Origin of the sequence: Rathayibacter sp. PhB186, assembly GCF_003751825.1 — a bacterium.
GTDB lineage: Bacteria > Actinomycetota > Actinomycetes > Actinomycetales > Microbacteriaceae > Rathayibacter > Rathayibacter festucae.
Genome location: NZ_RJKO01000007.1, coordinates 1 through 17,012 on the forward strand (window position 1 = coordinate 1; position 17,012 = coordinate 17,012).

The following is a 17,012-nucleotide window of genomic DNA, read 5'->3' on the forward strand; positions in this document are numbered from 1 at the left end:
AGGACGGTCAGGCTTCTATCAAGTCATGACCAGCCGACCGGATGCTTACGGTGTCGCGGGGTTCGACAGTTCGAGATCCAGACAGCCCTGCCAGGCGTCAGATACGCAGACGAGTCAGAACCCCGCGACACACCAAGGCAATCACCGATACGCCCGCTGCGCGGGCTACTCGATCAGCACGGATGGCTGATCAGCTTGGATCGAGGCAGCCCGCCGTGGGGTGCAGCCGCTCCCCACGCTGGTCGAGCAGCCCCGACGGGGCGAATCGAGACCCGCCGTCGCCGCACTCAGACGTCGACGAGGATCGTCCGGGTCGGGAGGCCGAGGAACGCGGGAGCCTCGCCCGTCGTCTCGGGAGAGACCGGGCCTCGCGTCACGGTCGCCGTGACTCGGAAGCCGCCCGGGGGAACCTGCGTCAGCGCGCAGTACATCCGTCCCGGGCCGAGGGACGCCACCTGCATCACCCGCCCGTCCCGGTCCGTGTACGTCCCGCGGCTCCGATAGCTCCCGGCCGGGACCACGAGGTGGGCGGAGCGCGGGTGGTCGACGACCAGCCACTCCGACCAGTGCTCGACGTCGTGCTCGGTGGTCACGTCCATGCGGGCGTCGCTGAGGAGCTCGACCGAGGCTCCGGACGCCCCGCTGCGCGCCGCCCGGAGCTCGACGATGAAGTTCCCCGAGGACAGGGAGTCCAGGAAGAGACCGACGTACGGTCCGGCCTCGAGGGGTCGCGGAGCGCTTGCGGCGGCCCCGGGGGCGCCGACCGCCGCGGCGAGGACGGGCGCCGCGCAGGCCATCGCGATTGCGGCGCGGCGGGTGACTCCCGGACCGTCCGAACGACTGCCGGACATGAGATCTCCCTCCGGTCGCACGGCTCCTCGCGACCCGTCGTGCCGCGCGCCCTCGGCTCGCGACTCGGGACGGATGCCGCAATGGTCGGTCACCTGTCCGGTTCCGCCGAATCGCTGGCGCGATGCGGTAAACCTGGCGCCGGGACGTCGACGCGCGGGGTCGAGCGGCGGGCGGGGGAGACGTCGTCCGCTCAGTTCACGAGGCCGACGGTCTGGGTCCCGAAGCCGAGCGCGGTCTGCGCCTTCGGGTCGGTGCCCGGGTGGACGCGACCCCGCGTCACGGTCGCCGTCACGGAGAACCGTCCCCGGGGTTCCCTGGTGAAGTTGGTGTACCCGCTTCCCACGATCCTCGCGACCTGGAGGGTCACTCCGTCCTTGCCGGTGTAAGTCCCCCCGGAGGGGTAGGCGCCGGCCGGGATCAGGAGGTGCCCGGCGCGCGGGCCGTCGACGACGACCCCGCCGGACCAGCTCTCGATGTCGTGCTCCGACGCGATGTCCACCCTCGCCTCGTCGGCGAGCACGACGGGGGCTCCGGCTGCGCCGCTCCGCGCCACCCGCAGATCGATCCGGAACTCGCCCGCACGCCAGGGGATGAGGAAGAGCCCGACGTAGGGTCCCTGGTCGACCGGGACCGGTGCGGAGGCGGCCGCGCCCGGCGCCGCCACGGCGGCCGAGACCACGGGAGTGGTCCACGCGGCCGCCACCACGGCGGTCCGGCGCGTCACCCCCCGCTCGGCGCTGGCCCTCTCCTCGAATCGTGCATCGTCCCGTCGAGCGTCCGGCATCGTCTCTCCCTGATCGCGCCGGTGCCCGTGTCAGGCGGGAGCCGAGCACCGATCATCCGCTGGAAGTCCGAAGTCTCGGGCACCGCGGTCGGCACCGCCCCATCGGTGGCACGATGCAGTCGATCTGGCGGGTCCGCCGTGCCGGCGATCTCCGGCGACACGGTACAGAGCCGGCCACTCGCCTGAGTCAGGCTTGAGAAGCGGACCCGCCCCACACACGTGGGCAGGCGGGTCTTGCTGTGTCTCCCGACGCCTTCTCTTCGTTTCTCGGTGGTGAGGGAAAAGGACGCGCTGCGCCCTTTTCCATGCTGGTCGATCAGCCCCGCAGGGGCGTATCGAGACCCGCCACCACCAGCAGGGCGGGTCTGCAGACTCGCGTTCCGACGCTGGTGGATCTCGATACGCCCGCGATGCGGGCTACTCGATCAGCAGGGGTGCCCGAAGCGCGGGCTGCTCGATCGGCAAGCGACGGGGTCAGCTCGCGGTCAGGGCGTCGCGGAGGCGGACGCGGGAGCCCATCCGCAGCAGCGAGTTGGTGTAGATGCGGCTGGCGACGGCCATCACGGCCGCGGTGGCGACGACGAGGAGGCCGAGCGAGACCAGCGGCTCCCACCACTCCGCCTCGCCGAAGAAGAGCCGCACCGGCATCGCGACGGGGGCGCTGAAGGGCACGTAGGACAGGATCGTCATCACCAGCGGGTTGTCGCCGAAGATCACGACGCCGAAGTAGGGCACCATCACGAGCATCATCGCGGGGGTCATCACCGAGCCGGTGTCCTCCTGGCGGGAGACGAGCGCGGCGCCGGCCGCGAAGACGCTCGCGACCAGGACGAAGCCGAAGACGAAGAACACGACGAACCAGATCAGCGGCGCCGAGAGGAGGTCGAGCAGCTCGGTCTGCCCCGTCACGGCGAGGCCGAGGGCCGACGCGGCGGCGATCGCGGCGGCCGTGCCGACGCCGATCACCGAGTTGCCGAGGATCTTGCCGGCCAGCAGCGCCCGGGCGGGCACCGCGGCGAGCAGGATCTCGACGATGCGCGACTGCTTCTCCTGCACCGTGTTCTGCATGATGGTCGCGCCCGAGCCCAGCACGGCGAGCATGAACACCAGCCCGAACGCCAGTCCGATCAGCGTGCGCAGGCCCGACGGCGTCTGCGAGGGCTCGAGCAGCTCGACCGCGGGGCTGACGGAGAGCGCCGCGACCAGGCCCTCCGGCGCCTCGTCGAGAGCGAGCACCGAGAAGCCGATGGCGTCGTCGCTCGGGACGAGCGCGGCGTCGACGTCGCCGGCGCGCACCAGCTCCTCCGCCTCCGCGACACTCCCGACCTCGGTGACGTCGAGGGCGTCGGCGGCGGTCAGCGCGGACGCCGCGGAGCCGACGACCGCGACGGGGGTCGCGTCGGCGGTGCGGCTGCTCAGCACGTTGCCGAGCACGATGCCGCCGATCACCAGCACGAGCGTGATGACCGTCGAGACCAGGAACGCCTTCGACCGGATCTGGGAGAGGATCTCGCGCTCGGCGACCAGGAGCGTCGCGCCCCAGGTGCTCAGCCGGCCGTCCGGGGCACCGGTACCGGCACCGGTCGCGCTCCTCGTGCTGCTCGTCGTCATCGGACCGCCTCCGTCTTCTTCTCGGCGCCCGCAGGCGCGCTCACCACGATGTCCCGGAAGATCTCCCCGAGGGTCGGCCGCACCGGCCGGAACGACGCCACGGTGCCGCGCTCGACGGCGGAACGCAGCACGGCGTCGGCCGCCGCCCGGTCCGCATGGAAGAGCACCGACGTGCCGGCCAGCTCCGCCACCTCGACACCGGGGACGCCGCGGACCCAGCCCGCGTCGCCGTCCGTCTCGAGCGACCAGCGGTCGCCGGAGTACTGCTCGCGCAGCGCCTCGCGCTCGCCCGCGGCCTTCACCTGGCCGCCGGCGATGATCACCAGGTCGTCGCAGAGCCGCTCGACCACGTCCAGCTGGTGCGAGGAGAACAGCACCGGGATGCCCCGGGCGGCGTGCTCGGCGATGACCGTGACGACGTCGTCGACGGCCAGCGGGTCGAGCCCGGAGAACGGCTCGTCCATGATCAGCACGTCCGGGTCGTGCACGAGGGCGGCCGCCACCTGCACGCGCTGCTGGTTGCCGAGCGAGAGCGCCTCGAGCTTGTCGCGGCGGCGCTCGATCAGGCCGAGGCGCTCGAGCAGGTCGTCCGCCCGCTGGACGGCGGTGGCCTTGTCGATGCCGTGCAGCCGGGCCAGGTAGGCGAGTTGCTCGCCGATCTCCATCTTCGGGTAGAGGCCGCGCTCCTCGGGCATGTAGCCGAAGCCGTGCAGCGCGGCCTGGCCGACCGGCGCGCCGTCCAGGGTCACCTCGCCGGAGTCCGGCCGGAGGACGCCGAGGATCATCCGCATGGTCGTGGTCTTGCCGGCGCCGTTGCCGCCGACGAACCCGGTGAGCCGGCCCCGCCCGACATCGAAGCTGACGTCGTCGACGGCGCGATGGGCACCGAAGCTGCGACTGATGTTCTGCACGCTGAGCATGCGACCTCCTCGGATCCGACTGACCCCTCCACGCTACGGAGGGCGCGTCATCGGCACCTCCGGCGCGGGGGTGAACGGCCGTCTCCGCCTCAGGACGGAGGAGCCTCCGGCGGCCGCCGCGGGTCGACCAGGCCGGAGCGGTAGGCGAAGGCGACGGCCTGGACGCGGTCGCGGAGGGAGAGCTTGGTGAGCACGTTCGACACGTGGGTCTTGACCGTCGCGCGACCGACGACCAGCAGCTCGGCGATCTCGTCGTTGGAGAGACCCTGCGCGAGCAGGCGGAGCACCTCGGTCTCGCGGACGGTCAGGTTCTCGGGCGCCGCGCCGGGGGCGGCGAGCGGAGCACGGTCCCGCTCGCGGGCGACGGCGCGCTCGATCACCGCGCGGGTCAGCTCGGGCGCGAGCAGGGCGTCGCCCGCGGCGATCGCGCGGACGCCGGCGACGAGGCGCTCCGGCGGCGAGTTCTTGAGCAGGAAGCCGCTGGCGCCCGCCTCCAGGGCCGCCAGCAGGTAGTCCTCGCGCTCGAAGGTCGTCAGCACGAGCACCTGGACGGTCGAACCGGGCTCCGCGAGGATCCGCCGGGTCGCCTCGAGACCGCCGATGCCGGGCATCTCCACGTCCATGCAGACGACGTCGGGCCGGGTGCGCGCGACCACCTCGACGGCCTCCTCGCCGCTGGACGCCTCGCCGACGACCTCGATGCCGGCCTGCAGCGAGAGGATCGTGCGGATGCCCTGCCGCATCAGCGCGTGGTCGTCGACGAGGACGACGCGGATGCCGCTCGTGCCGCCGCTCACGCCCGGACCGCCGCTCATGCCCGCACCGCCAGGGGCACGGCGACGCGCACGACCCAGCCGGAGCCGGTGCGCGCCCCCGCCTCGAGAGTCCCGTCGAGCGTCGCCGCTCGCTCACGCATCCCGAGCAGGCCGAGCCCCCCGCTCTGCCGGCGCGGACCGGGGCGCCCGAGTCCGTCGTCGACGACCTCGAGCTCCACCGAGTCGCCCTCGTAACGCAGGTGGACGCGCGCCCGGGTGCCCGGACCGGCGTGCTTGAGGACGTTGGTGAGCGACTCCTGCGCGATGCGGTAGAGGTTCAGCCCCACGAGTGCAGGGAGCTCGACGGGCTCGCCGACCACCTCCAGCGAAACCCGCAGACCCGAGGCCTCGGCGTCCGCGACCAGCGCCGGCAGCGCGTCCAGATCGAGCGAGGCCGTGACCGGGTCGAGCGCGGACTCCTCGTCGCGGAGAGTGCCGAGCAGCTGGTAGAGCTCGCCGACCGCCGCACGCGAGGTGCCCTCCAGCGCCTGGAGCTGCTCGTGCGCCTTCGCCGGGTCGGCGTCGACGAGCATCCGCGCCGCTCCGGCCTGGACCCCCATCAGCGAGACGTGGTGGGCGACCGCGTCGTGCAGCTCGCGCGCGATCCGCAGGCGCTCGATGGTGATCGCCTGGCGGGCGACGGTCGACTGCTCCTCCTCGAGCTGGCGGGTGCGCAGGTCCGTGAGGGCGCGCTGGCGGGCCGACGCCCAGGCGTGGTCGCCGAACCACCAGGCGCCGGCGAAGTAGAGGACGTTGATCAGGATCTGCTGGAGCATGTAGGCCGCGATCGGGGTGAGCGCGCCGATCCCGGCTCCCTCGAAGTCGAGGTCCTGCGTGCTCGCGCGGAAGAAGGTGATCAGCAGCCAGACGCCCATCACGGCGACCAGCACGCCGCGCGCCCAGCCCGCCCGCGTCCGGTTCTGCTCCCAGGCGCCGACGCTGTACAGCGCCATGAACAGCGCGATGTTGCTGATCGTCAGCTCGGGCACCTTCAGCTCGCCGACCAGCAGGAACGCGGCCCCGATGACGGCGAGCACCGCGACGGGCGCCGTCCGCCGGAACGCGAGCGGGAGGATGACGACGGCGAGCACCGCGGCGCTCAGCGCGGGCGACGCGGGATCGGTGAACAGCCCGATCGCGCGGCCGAGCACCAGCGAGAGCACGGCGGCGCCGAAGAGCACGGCGGCGGTCGCGACGTCGGCCCGGCGCTGGTCGGGCGTGGCGGGCGACCGCCGCCAGGCGCGGGAGTCCGGAGCGGCAGTCATCCCGCCAATCTAGCCGCGGGGCTCAGGCGTGCGGGTGCGGGTGGCTGCGCTCGAGCGCGGCGCCCTCGAGGTCGACGTCCGGCAGGAGTCGGTCGAGCCAGCGGGGCAGCCACCAGGCGGAGCGGCCGAGCAGGTGCATCAGCGCCGGCATCAGCAGCATCCGGACGACGAACGCGTCGAGCAGGACGCCGAAGGCCAGGCCGAAGCCCATCGAGCGGATGATGGTCGACTCCGAGAAGATGAAGCCGCCGAAGACCGCGACCATGATCAGCGCCGCGGCGATCACGACCGCCTTGCCGGCCTGGAAGCCCTGCGCGACGGCGAGGCGGGCGTTCGCCCCGTGCACGTAGGCCTCGCGCATCCCCGAGGCGAGGAAGAGCTGGTAGTCCATCGCCAGCCCGAACAGGATGCCGACCAGGATCACCGGCAGGAAGCTCAGGATCGGCCCGGTCGAGTGCAGGCCGATCAGGTCGGCGCCCCAGCCGAACTGGAAGACCGCGACGATCAGCCCGTAGGTCGCGAACAGCGACAGGATGAAGCCGCCGGTCGCGATCAGCGGCACGAGCAGCGAGCGGAACACCAGGATCATGATCAGCAGCGAGAGGCCGACGACCACCGCGAGGTAGGTCGGCAGGACGTCGTTCAGCCCTTCGGAGATGTCGATGTTGGTGGCCGCCTGGCCCGCGACGCCGAGGACGATGTCGTCGTCCACCGGGGGCAGCGCGCGCAGATCCTGCACGAGGGCCTCGGTCGAGGAGCTGTTCGGGCCCTCGGTCGGCAGCACCTGGAAGGCGAGCAGCGTGCCGTCGTCGGAGGCGGCGACGGGCGCCACGGCGACGACGTCGTCCTGCTCGGCGATCGTCCGGGCGACGTCGACCTGGGTGGCGAGGAGCGCGTCGTCGGCGACCCCGCCGGGGACGGACGCGGTGACGAGCAGGGGGCCGTTCGCGCCGGCGCCGAACTCGTCGCCGACGATCTCGAAGGTGCGGGCGCTGGTCGAGCCCTCGGGCTCGCTGGCGCCGTCCGGCAGGCCGAGGCGCATCGAGAGCGCGGGGATCGCGATGACGAGCAGCACGGCGACGGTGCCGACGACGGTGAGGACCGCGCGCAGGGTCGACATCGGCGCGACCGTCCTCACCGCCGCGTGGTGCACGACGGCCGAGCGGGCCTTCTTACGCAGGAGCCGGGTGCCGAGCAGGCCGAGGATCGCCGGGGCGAGCGTGACCGCGATCAGCACGGCGACCGCGACGCAGACCGCGCCGACCGTCCCCATCAGGCCGAGGAACGGGATGCCGGTGACGTTGAGGGCGAGCAGCGCGACGACGACCGTCGAGCCGGCGAAGACGACGGCGGTGCCGGAGGTGCCGTTGGCCAGGCCGATCGACTCGCGCACCTCGACGCCCGAGAGCAGCTGCTTGCGGTGCCGGTTGACGATGAAGAGGGAGTAGTCGATGCCGACCGCGAGGCCGAGCATCACGCCGAGGACCGGGGTGACCGAGGCCATGTCGATGACGCCCGAGAAGGAGAGCGAGGCGGTGACGCCGACGCCGACGCCGACCAGGGCGGTGACGATCGGGAGCGCGGCGGCGACGAGCGAGCCGAGCATCACGATCAGGACGACACCGGCGAAGACCAGGCCGATCGCCTCGCCGACGCCGAAGATCTGCGGCACGCCCTGGGCGAGATCCGTCGCGAACGTGACGTCGGCGCCGGCTACCGGTGCGGACTCGAAGTGGTCGATGACGCCCTGCTTGACCTCCTCCGGGAGCTCCAGGCGCGGCTCGGTGAAGGAGACGTTGACGATGGCGGTCGAGCCGTCCGCCGAGACGACGCCGATGCCGTCCGCGAGGGCGAGCAGCTCCTCGCCCTGGTCGAGCGGGGCCGCGCCGGCCTCGAGCTCGGTGCGCGAGGCGTCGAGCGCCGACTGCTGCGCGGTGAGCTCGGCCTGCTGGGTGTCGAGCTGCGCCTGCTGGGCGTCGAGGGCGGCGAGCTGCTGCTCCGGAGCGCCGGCGGCGACCGCCTGCTCGCGGGCCGCGGTCAGCTGCTGCTGGCCCGCCGTGAGCTGGGCCTGGCCCGCGTCGAGCTGGGCCTGCCCGGCGTCGATCTGCTCCTTCCCGGCCTGGAGCTGCGCTCGGCCGTCGGCGAGCTGCTGCGCGCCGTCGAGCTGAGACTGGCGCGCGGCGAACGGATCGACGACGGCGGCGACGCCCTCGAGGTCCTCGGCGGAGGCGGCCAGCGCCGAGATCGCCGACTCCTGCTCCGCCGTCAGCGCGGAGCCGTCGGCGGTGCGGTAGACGACGGTGCCGGTGCCGCCGGCGGTGTCCGGCAGCTTCTCGGCCAGCTGGTCGGTGACGGCGCCGGACGCGGTGCCCGGGATGTCGAAGCTGTTGGTGAGCGTGCCGCCGACCGCGAGGAAGGCGCCGACCGCGACGCCGAGGATCACGACCCACGCGACGATCACCGCCCAGGCGCGGCGAGCGGCGAAGGTGCCCAGACGGAACAGCAGGGAGGCCAAGGAGATGTCCGATCGAGAGGTGCTCAGACGCGAGCGGCGACAGCGGTCGCTAGATCATACGGTACGTCTCGTCTAGAGCCGCTGTACGCTCGTCGCATGACGGAGCACCGGAGCGGACCGGTCCGCAGCGCCGCGGCACGCGAGTCGGTCCTCGAGGCGACCGCCCGGCTGTTCCTTCAGCGCGGCTGGGACCACCTCACGATGGAGGGCATCGCGAAGGACGCCGGGGTCTCCAAGCAGACCGTCTACCGGTGGTGGCCCTCGCGCGGCGCGCTGATCGCGGACTGCATGATCGAGGGCCGGCTCGTCGCGATCGAGGTGCAGCTCCCGGACACCGGCGACCTCCGCCGCGATCTCGGGGCGTGGCTCGCGCCGATCCTGGAGCTCGCGGGCAGTGAGCCCGGCGCGTCGCTGGTCCGCTCGCTGATCGCGGCCGGTGCCGAGGACGCCGCGGTGGGGGAGCGACTGGGCCGCGCGTTCGGCGTCGACCAGACGCTCTCGGACCGCTTCGCGAAGGCGGTCGAGGCGGGGCAGCTCCCGGCCGACGCCCCGGTCGACGAGCTCGGGCTCTCGATCCTCGGGGCGATCATCCTGCCCGTCGTCGGGCGTCGGCCGCTCGTCGCGGCGTCCGTGCTCGGGCACGTCGACTTCCTGCTCCGGCCGCGCGGCTGAGGCGGCGGCCGGAGCAGGCTCACGTCAGGATCAGGCCCAGGCCCAGGAGGCGAGCACCGACTCGGCGACGGCCTCGCGCTGGTCGTCGTCCACGGTGGGGCTGAACGAGAAGGTGACGACGTAGGTCTGGCCCTCGTCGGTGACGTAGTACTGCTCGACGGCGTAGCTGGTGCCCGACGCGCTGAGGTTCGCGCTGAGGTGCGCGGACTCGGCTCCGGCGACGACGACGCGGTCGTTCGCCTCGACGTCGGTCGCCCCGGCGTTCTCGAGCTCGGTGACCCCGGCGTCCTCGACCTGCTCGGCGGAGACCTCGCCGGCGGGGCTGAGGACGACGTTCACGTTGTCGGCGAAGCCGTCGGTGTCGGTGAGGTCGGCGGCGAGGGTGTCCGCGCCCATGCTCGCGGGGTCGGCGTCGGGGGTGCCCCAGCCCTCGGGCACGGAGTAGGAGTAGCCGTCGCCGGTGATCGTGTCGCCGGTCGCGGCGGCCGTGTCGATGGTGTCGGCGTCGCTGCCGGATTCGGAGTCGCTGCCGGCGGGGGAGGAGCAGCCGGCGAGGAGGACGAGGAGGGCGGCGGCGGTGGCAGTGGTGGCGGCGGCGCCGAAGCGCGCGGGAGCGCCGTGGCGCGTGATTCGTGACATCCCTGCACGCTAGCGACGCCGACCGGGCGGCCGCATCCCCCTCGCCGGGGACGACGGCGCCCCGACTACGCTGGTGGCGCTATGGCATCCGACAGCGAACCCTCCGTCACCCTCACCGATCCGCTCGAGGAGCGCCTGCGCGCCCAGGTCGCCCGCGAGGGCGAGCGCGCGGTCGCCCTGCGCTCGGCCGCGCTGCTCACCGGCGGCTACGAGGGCGAGGCCTTCCTGCTCACCGTCGGCGGCGAGCACGCGGCGGGCGTCCTGCAGGGCGCGCCCTCGCTGTACTGGCCGGAGCTGTGGGGCGCGCGCGCCCTGCTCTACGTCTGGGACGACACCGCGGCCGACGCGGTCCTCGCCGGGCTGGCCAACCCGGCCTGGCGCGTGCGCGAGATGTGCGCCCGGGTCTGCGCCGAGCGGGTCCTCGGCGGGCAGAAGAAGCTGGCGCGGCTCACCACCGATGAGCACGCGCGCGTCCGCGCGGCCGGTGCGCGGGCGCTCGTCGCCGCCGCGGTCGCCGGGATCGGCTCGGGGCGCGACGCGAAGGGCGAGTTCGCGGCGAGCGTCGAGCAGACGCTGACCTCGATGGTCCGCGACCCGGACAAGGACGTGCGGCGCGACGTGCGGGCCGCACTCGACCAGCTCCGCGACGCCCGCCGCTGAGGCGCCTCCCCTCGGAGGTGCTGCTCAGCCGCCGACGTGCGAGCCGAAGCCGGACTTGCCCGTGCCGCCGAAGCCGCCCGCGAGGGTGGCCTTCGAGCCGGGAGTCGCTCCGGCCGGCGCCTTCTGCACCACGTCGGGCTGGGTCGCCCCGCGCGCCGCGAAGCCGCCGCTCGTGACCGGGGCCCAGCTGGTGGCGCGGGTCGAGTTCCAGCGCGACGACGCGAAGATCAGCGGGCCGACCCAGAAGCCGCCGGCGTAGTGCCCGCGGTACTCGTCGGTCGCCTCGCAGAGCTGCTCCGGATCGTCGCCGACCTCCTCGCCCTGGGCCTGCAGCTGCGCGATCTGCTCGCGGACGTCCGCCAGGCAGTCCTCGCGGCTGGCGTAGACCGGGCGCTCGGCGTTCTCGGGGATGACGTAGTCCTGGCCGTCGGCGCCGGTGGTGACCACGCCGTCGGCGGAGGGGTTCGCGGAGTTCAGCGCGACCGCGAGCCCGAGCACGCCGACGGCGACGACGCCGCCGATGACGAGGCCGCGCCGCTTCGAGGCGATGCCGCTGATGCCGACGTCGCCGGACCGGCGGCGGGTGCGGGTGGTGCCCGGGTCGCCGGCGGGGGAGTCCTGCGGAGCGTCCTGGGGGCGGTTCTCGGTGTGGTCGTCGGGGGTGGTCATCGGGTCTCCTCGTCCTGCGGGCGGTTCTCCCGCGCGTCCTGGGGTCGGCCGTGCTCGGGGCGGCCGAAGAGGGGCTCGTCGCGGGGGGTCCGGCCCTCCTCGATGAAGTGCGGCACGAACTCCGCGAGGTCGCCGGTGATCGGTCCGCCGGTCTCGCGCACGTCGATGCCGGCCGGCGTCTCGCCGACGATCCAGCTTCCGATCACGACCGTCCGGCCGTCGATCCGGGCGAGATCGGCCCGGGCCTGGTGCACGAAGCCCTCCTCGCCGTAGGCGCCGCCGTTCTCCGCGACGACCGCGCCGTCGGCATCGAGGATCGTGACGTTCGCGCCCTCGCGGCCGAGCCGGGGCTTGCGCACCTGCGCCGTGCCGACGAGCGGCTCGACGGCGGCCGGGAGCAGGTTCGGATGGCCCGGGAACAGCTCCCAGAGCACCACGAGCAGCTGCTTGTTGCTGAGCAGCAGCTTCCAGGCCGGCTCGACCCAGCGGGTGCGCTCCCGCCGGTCGAGCAGGAGCCCGCCGAACTGCTCGCCGAGCATCCACTCCCAGGGGTAGAGCTTGAAGATCCGCCGGATCGGCTCGCCGTCGGCGTCGAGGAAGCCGGCGCCGTCGAGCTCGTAGCGGATGTCCTCCACGAAGATCAGCTTCGGGTCGAAGCCCGCCTGCGCCGCGGTCTCGGCCATGTAGGCCACGGTGTCCGCGTCCTCGACGATCAGCTCGCCGTCACCGGAGTCGTGCAGCGAGGCGAGGTGCAGCCGTGCGCCCTCGTCCAGCTGCCAGCGGTCGACGCGGAGGTGCCGCCACTGCTCGACGAGCTGCTCGTGCAGGCCGTTGAACTGGTCGGCCTCGGGGCCGCGCGTCTCCTCCAGCCACTGCCACTGCGCGGCGGCCGTCTCGACCAGCGAGGTCGGGGTGTCGGCGTTGAACTCGAGGAGCTTCACCGCGCCCTCGCCGTCGTAGGCGAGGTCGAACCGCCCGTAGACCGTGGGGTCGTCCTCGTCCCAGGAGGTGCGGACCAGCTCGTGGAAGCGCTCCGGGATGCCGAACTCCGCGAGGCGGCCGGTGCGGACGACGTGCTCGCAGGCCTCCATGCAGCGGTCGAAGAGCTCCTGGGTCGCCGTCTCGAGCAGCTCGATCTCGGCGAGCGCGAAGCCGTAGGCCGCCGACTCGTTCCAGTAGGGCCGGCCGCCGTCCGAGGGGAGGTCGTAGAAGCTGAAGCCGACCTCGTCGCAGCGGGCTCGCCAGTCGGGACGCGGGGTCAGGCTGTGTCTGCGCATGGGGAGGTCAGTCTACGACCGACCTCCGACACGCCCTCGGGTCAGAGGTAGTCGACGCCGTAGAGGTCGTCGTAGTCCGGCGCCGCGTCGCCGTGCGGGGCCGTCGGGAGCGGGGCCTCGTCGTGCAGCTCGAGCACGACCGAGCTGGCCGCGGTCAGCAGCACCTCGACCCGCCCGCCGAGCACCGTCGTGAGGGACAGGAAGGCCGGGGCGGTGCGCATCGCCTCGAGCACGTCCTGCTTGGTCCGCTCCATCGTCGCGTCCGCGGCGAGGAGGTACGTCCGCTCGGACACCGTCACCTGCAGCATGGTTCCCCCGTCTCGTGGGGCCTCTCGGCCCGGATCCTCAGCGTACGGAGCGGAGCGGATCGGGATGACCGCGTTGACCGGCCGACGGCCGTCGGCTAGGGCGCGCTCCCGCGGCCGGTGCCAGCGGGGGGCCGGAGCGGTGATCCTCATGCGCTGTCCCGCCACTCCGGCCACGGCGTGACGACGGTCATCGGACCCGCGGCACCCGCACCGCCCGGGATCGCGCCGGCGGGGGACAGCAGCTCCGCCAGCCGGAGCGCCGTCGCCCGGGCGATCAGCGCGCGATCGATGGTGAGCGAGGTCAGGCTCGGGAGCATCGCCGCGCCCAGGCTCAGGCCGTCGATCCCCGCGATGCGGACGTCGCGCGGCACCTCGAGCCCGAGGCGGCTCGCCCGCTGCAGGGCGCCGAGCGCCATCATGTCGTTGAACGCGATGACGGCGTCGACCTCGGGGTGCGCGGCCAGCAGCTCGCCGAAGGCGTCGGCTCCGCCGGCGATGGTGTCGCCGCCGGTCGCGACGAGCGCGGCCTCGCCGGGCGCGAGGCACTCCTCGAATCGCAGCCGGCGCGCGCTCGGGGCGTACTCGTCGGGCTCGGCGTGGTCGAGCATCCCGATGGTGCGCGCCCCGCGCTCGCGCAGCCCGTCGACCAGCGCGCGCATCCCGGGTGCGAAGTCCACGGCGATGGCGTGCACGCCGGGCAGCTCGTCGTCTCGCTCGATCAGCAGGACCGGCACCCCGCGCGCCGCCCGGCGGATCGACTCCAGGCTCTCCCGGGCGAGATAGCCGACGATGACGTCGACCTGGGTGGCCAGGTCCGCCACGATCTGCTCCTCGGACTCGTTCGTCTCGGCGACGACGACGACCTGCCAGCCGCGCACGGCGAACTCCTCCAGCAGGTCGGCGGCGAGGTCGGTGTAGTACGGGTTCCGCAGCGAGGTGATCACGAGGCCGACCGCGATGCTCTTCTGCCGGGCCATGTTGGCGGCGAACCGGCTGGGGACGTAGCCGAGGGCCTCGCTCACGGCGAGCACGCGCTCGCGGGTGGCGGCGCTGATCTCGGACATGCCGTTCATCGCGCGCGTCACGGTCTGCCGCGAGACGCCGGCCTCGCGGGCGACGTCGCGGATGGTGGCGCGGCGAACCGGCAGGTCTCTCGGTGGACGAGGGGGCATCGGCGGTTCGCCGGAGCGGTCCACAGCGGCCCTCCTTCTCTCAGTCTCGTCTGGCAACACGCATATGGCGACAGCGCCTCGCGTCTTCGGCGACAGCTGCCTTGACAGGTCGACGGCCGCCAGCTTAGCGTGTGGGCACTCGTCGTCCGTGACCGTTCACGTGAACGGTCACGGCTGCCGCGTTCCCCTGCCGCTCACCCTTCGATGGAGAAGACCACCATGCCCCTCGTCTCGAACACCCTGGTCCGGCGATCGCTCGCCGGAGCGACCGCGCTCGCGCTGACGGCGGGCCTGGCGGCCTGCACCGACAGCGGTCCGGCCGCTGATGACGGCGCCGTCGACGTCCTCGTCGCGCAGAGCACGGCGCAGGTGCCGGTCGGCGAGACCCCCTGGGCCGCGGCGCTCGCGGCGGAGACCGGCTGCACGGTGAACTGGAACACGATCGACGACACCGCGTGGACCCAGCAGAAGAACCCCTCGCTCGCCGCGGGGGACGTGCCGGACATCGCACTCCGGGCGGTCGGCGCGAACGACGCGGTGCAGTACCCGGGCCTCTTCGAGGACATCGCGCCGCACCTGGACGACCTGCCGAACGTGCGGCGGTTCTTCGAGGAGAAGCCCGACGCGCGCCGGCTGGTCGAGAACGAGAAGGGCGAGATCCACTCGCTCTCCTCGTCCCGCGGCAGCGGCTATCGCGGCTCCGGCCAGCACATGATGATCAACCGGGCCTGGCTCGACGCCCTCGGCCTCGAGGTCCCGCGGACCTGGGACGAGCTGACGACGGTGCTGCAGGCGTTCAAGACGCAGGACCCGAACGGCAACGGGCAGGCGGACGAGGTCCCGTTCAACGTCCGCCGCCTCGAGACGGCCGGCTTCGGCTGGTACAGCCCGTTCCTGCTGCTGAACTCCACCGGCATCGCGACCTCGTTCAACAAGGGTCCGTCGGCGCAGGGGATCCACGTCTCCGGCGGACGGGTCGCCAACTTCCTCGTCTCGGACGAGTACCGCCGGGTGGTGGAGTACCTGCACGAGCTGCTCGCGGCCGGCCTCATCCCGGCCGACGCGCTCACCAAGGACGATTCGGCGTACTACGCCGCTCAGGCGGGGGACGGGGAGACCGCGCAGATCGGCCTGATCTTCGGCTGGTCGCTCGCCGACTTCGGAGATCTCCGCGACCAGTACGTGGCGATGCCCGCTCCCGCCGCCTCCGCGAGCATGTCCGCCGAGGACGTGGTCTGGGACGGCTCGGACAACGAGTTCGAGGGCGGGAAGCTCGCCGTCTCGGCGGCCGCGGCGGGCGACGAGTGCGTGTGGAAGGTGGTCGACGCCCTCTACAGCGAGAAGTACTCGATCCAGCAGTTCACCGGATCGATCCCCGAGTTCGTCACGGACGACGGCGACGGCACGTACTCGGTCACCGAGGCGTACCGGGCCGCCGTCGCGGACGGTCGCGACCCGGCGCTCGCCGACCGCCTGGCCGGCTGGATCCCCGACTCGGTCACCCTGAACGGGGACTGGAACCGCGACGATCTCCGTGAGGTGGACGACGTCTACACCGAGCAGTACTCGCACTACGACCACGTGCGCGACCTGATGCCCGACTACGTCCGGCTGTCCGCCGAGGACGCGATCACCGCCGCCAACAACGACACCGCCGTGCTCAACTACGCGCTGCAGAAGACGTCGCAGTGGATCGCGGAGGGCGGGGTCGACGAGGACTGGGACGAGTACGTCGCCCAGCTCGAGTCGATCGGCCTCGTGCAGAACGTCGAGCTCTGGCAGAAGGCCTACGACCTCGCGACCGCGGCGTCATGACGCGGACGGCACTCGACTCGTCGGCGGCCGGGGCGCCCCTCGCCCCGGCCGCGGGGGCGCCGCTCCCGGCCCCGCCCCGGCCGCTGCGCGCCCTCCGCAGCGTGCGGAACCAGTGGCAGCTCTGGCTGATGGTGCTGCCGGCGCTGGTCTTCACCGCCGTCTTCGCCTACGTGCCGCTGTACGGGCTCCAGCTCGCCTTCCGGACCTACGTCCCCGCGCGCGGGCTCAGCGGCGGGGAGTGGGTCGGCCTCGACTACTTCGTGCAGTTCTTCGAGTCGCCGCTCTTCTCGACGATCGTGCTGAACACCGTGCAGATCAGCCTCTGGACGCTCGCGATGGGGTTCGTCGCCCCGATCGTGCTGGCGCTGCTGATCAACCAGATCAGCGCCGGTCGCCTCAAGAGCTTCGTGCAGACGATCACCTACATGCCGCACTTCATCTCGGTCGTGGTGATCGTCGCGATGATCAACATCTTCCTGCGGCCCGAGAACGGGCTCCTCGGCCGGTTCCTGCCGGGTCAGAACCTCCTCGCCGAGCCGGACGCCTTCTCGGCGATCTACTGGATGAGCGAGGTCTGGCAGCACTGCGGCTGGAACGCGATCATCTACCTCGCCGCGCTCTCGACCGTCGACACGTCGCTCTACGAGGCCGCGAAGATCGACGGCGCCGGGCGGCTCCGGCTCATCCGCTACGTCGACATCCCCACGATCCTGCCGACCGCGGCCATCCTGCTCATCCTCAACATGGGGTCGGTGCTGAGCGTCGGCTTCGAGAAGGTCTACCTGATGCAGAACTCGCTCAACCTGTCCTCCGCGGAGGTCATCGCGACCTACACCTACAAGATCGGCATTCTCAGCAATCAGTTCTCCTACTCCACCGCCATCGGCCTCTTCAACACGGTGATCAACTTCACCCTGCTGATCGTGGCCAACCAGCTCGCCAAGCGCGCCACGGGTTCCAGTGTCTTCTGAGCGCGGAGGGTCTTCCGAGCGCGGAGGGTCGTCGGAGCGCGGAGGGGCGACCCGCCGCTGGGACCCC

Annotated in this window: 16 protein-coding genes; 4 read left to right on the forward strand and 12 right to left on the reverse strand. The window is 72.6% G+C overall.

Annotated elements, in window-relative coordinates:
• Positions 1–287: 287 nt before the first annotated feature.
• From EDF45_RS16030 to EDF45_RS16060, 7 genes are all read right to left on the reverse strand, one after another.
• Positions 288–851 (reverse strand): hypothetical protein, encoded by a 564-nt coding sequence (locus tag EDF45_RS16030; protein ID WP_148060320.1) that lies wholly within the window; start codon positions 849–851, stop codon positions 288–290.
• A 191-nt stretch (positions 852–1,042) separates the two neighbouring features.
• Complete coding sequence (locus EDF45_RS16035) at positions 1,043–1,576, reverse strand: hypothetical protein (RefSeq protein WP_123737154.1); 534 nt, start codon at positions 1,574–1,576, stop codon at positions 1,043–1,045.
• A gap of 534 nt (positions 1,577–2,110) precedes the next feature.
• Complete coding sequence (locus EDF45_RS16040) at positions 2,111–3,247, reverse strand: ABC transporter permease (protein WP_123737153.1); 1,137 nt, start codon at positions 3,245–3,247, stop codon at positions 2,111–2,113.
• Complete coding sequence (locus EDF45_RS16045; protein WP_123737152.1) at positions 3,244–4,167, reverse strand: ABC transporter ATP-binding protein; 924 nt, start codon at positions 4,165–4,167, stop codon at positions 3,244–3,246. Before EDF45_RS16045 ends, EDF45_RS16040 begins: the two co-directional genes overlap by 4 nt.
• Before the next feature lie 89 nt (positions 4,168–4,256).
• Positions 4,257–4,982, reverse strand: a complete 726-nt coding sequence (locus EDF45_RS16050) for a response regulator transcription factor (RefSeq protein WP_123737151.1) — start codon at positions 4,980–4,982, stop codon at positions 4,257–4,259.
• Positions 4,979–6,247: a sensor histidine kinase gene (locus tag EDF45_RS16055; protein ID WP_123737150.1), complete on the reverse strand. Its 1,269-nt coding sequence runs from the start codon at positions 6,245–6,247 to the stop codon at positions 4,979–4,981. Before EDF45_RS16055 ends, EDF45_RS16050 begins: the two co-directional genes overlap by 4 nt.
• 22 nt (positions 6,248–6,269) lie before the next feature.
• A complete protein-coding gene (locus EDF45_RS16060; protein WP_123737149.1) occupies positions 6,270–8,762 on the reverse strand; it encodes an MMPL family transporter in 2,493 nt (830 codons plus the stop codon).
• A 96-nt stretch (positions 8,763–8,858) separates the two neighbouring features.
• Between EDF45_RS16060 and EDF45_RS16065 the strand changes: the two genes are divergently transcribed.
• Positions 8,859–9,434, forward strand: coding sequence for a TetR/AcrR family transcriptional regulator (locus tag EDF45_RS16065; protein ID WP_123737148.1), 576 nt, complete (start codon positions 8,859–8,861; stop codon positions 9,432–9,434).
• Between the two features lie 30 nt (positions 9,435–9,464).
• Here EDF45_RS16065 and EDF45_RS16070 read toward each other — a convergent pair whose 3' ends face one another.
• Positions 9,465–10,073, reverse strand: a complete 609-nt coding sequence (locus tag EDF45_RS16070) for a hypothetical protein (protein ID WP_123737147.1) — start codon at positions 10,071–10,073, stop codon at positions 9,465–9,467.
• Positions 10,074–10,154: 81 nt separating this feature from the next.
• Between EDF45_RS16070 and EDF45_RS16075 the strand changes: the two genes are divergently transcribed.
• Positions 10,155–10,733, forward strand: coding sequence for a HEAT repeat domain-containing protein (locus tag EDF45_RS16075; RefSeq protein WP_164874455.1), 579 nt, complete (start codon positions 10,155–10,157; stop codon positions 10,731–10,733).
• 24 nt (positions 10,734–10,757) lie between these two features.
• On the opposite strand, the gene EDF45_RS16080 is transcribed toward EDF45_RS16075, so the two are convergent.
• The 4 genes from EDF45_RS16080 to EDF45_RS16095 all read right to left on the reverse strand — a co-directional run bounded on the left by EDF45_RS16080 (position 10,758) and on the right by EDF45_RS16095 (position 14,159).
• Positions 10,758–11,402 (reverse strand): hypothetical protein, encoded by a 645-nt coding sequence (locus EDF45_RS16080; protein WP_123737146.1) that lies wholly within the window; start codon positions 11,400–11,402, stop codon positions 10,758–10,760.
• Positions 11,399–12,679, reverse strand: coding sequence for a glutathionylspermidine synthase family protein (locus EDF45_RS16085; RefSeq protein ID WP_123737145.1), 1,281 nt, complete (start codon positions 12,677–12,679; stop codon positions 11,399–11,401). The genes EDF45_RS16080 and EDF45_RS16085 overlap by 4 nt, the downstream gene beginning before the upstream one ends.
• Positions 12,680–12,720: 41 nt before the next feature.
• Positions 12,721–12,987 (reverse strand): hypothetical protein, encoded by a 267-nt coding sequence (locus EDF45_RS16090; RefSeq protein ID WP_123445913.1) that lies wholly within the window; start codon positions 12,985–12,987, stop codon positions 12,721–12,723.
• A 146-nt stretch (positions 12,988–13,133) separates the two neighbouring features.
• A complete protein-coding gene (locus EDF45_RS16095) occupies positions 13,134–14,159 on the reverse strand; it encodes a LacI family DNA-binding transcriptional regulator (RefSeq protein WP_148060319.1) in 1,026 nt (341 codons plus the stop codon).
• A 219-nt stretch (positions 14,160–14,378) separates the two neighbouring features.
• On the opposite strand from EDF45_RS16095, the gene EDF45_RS16100 reads away from it, so the two are divergent.
• Both EDF45_RS16100 and EDF45_RS16105 read left to right on the forward strand, forming a co-directional pair.
• Positions 14,379–15,974, forward strand: a complete 1,596-nt coding sequence (locus tag EDF45_RS16100) for an extracellular solute-binding protein (protein WP_221181142.1) — start codon at positions 14,379–14,381, stop codon at positions 15,972–15,974.
• On the forward strand, positions 15,971–16,945 hold the full coding sequence (locus tag EDF45_RS16105) for a sugar ABC transporter permease (RefSeq protein ID WP_123737143.1): 975 nt from the start codon (positions 15,971–15,973) through the stop codon (positions 16,943–16,945). Before EDF45_RS16100 ends, EDF45_RS16105 begins: the two co-directional genes overlap by 4 nt.
• Positions 16,946–17,012: the final 67 nt, after the last annotated feature.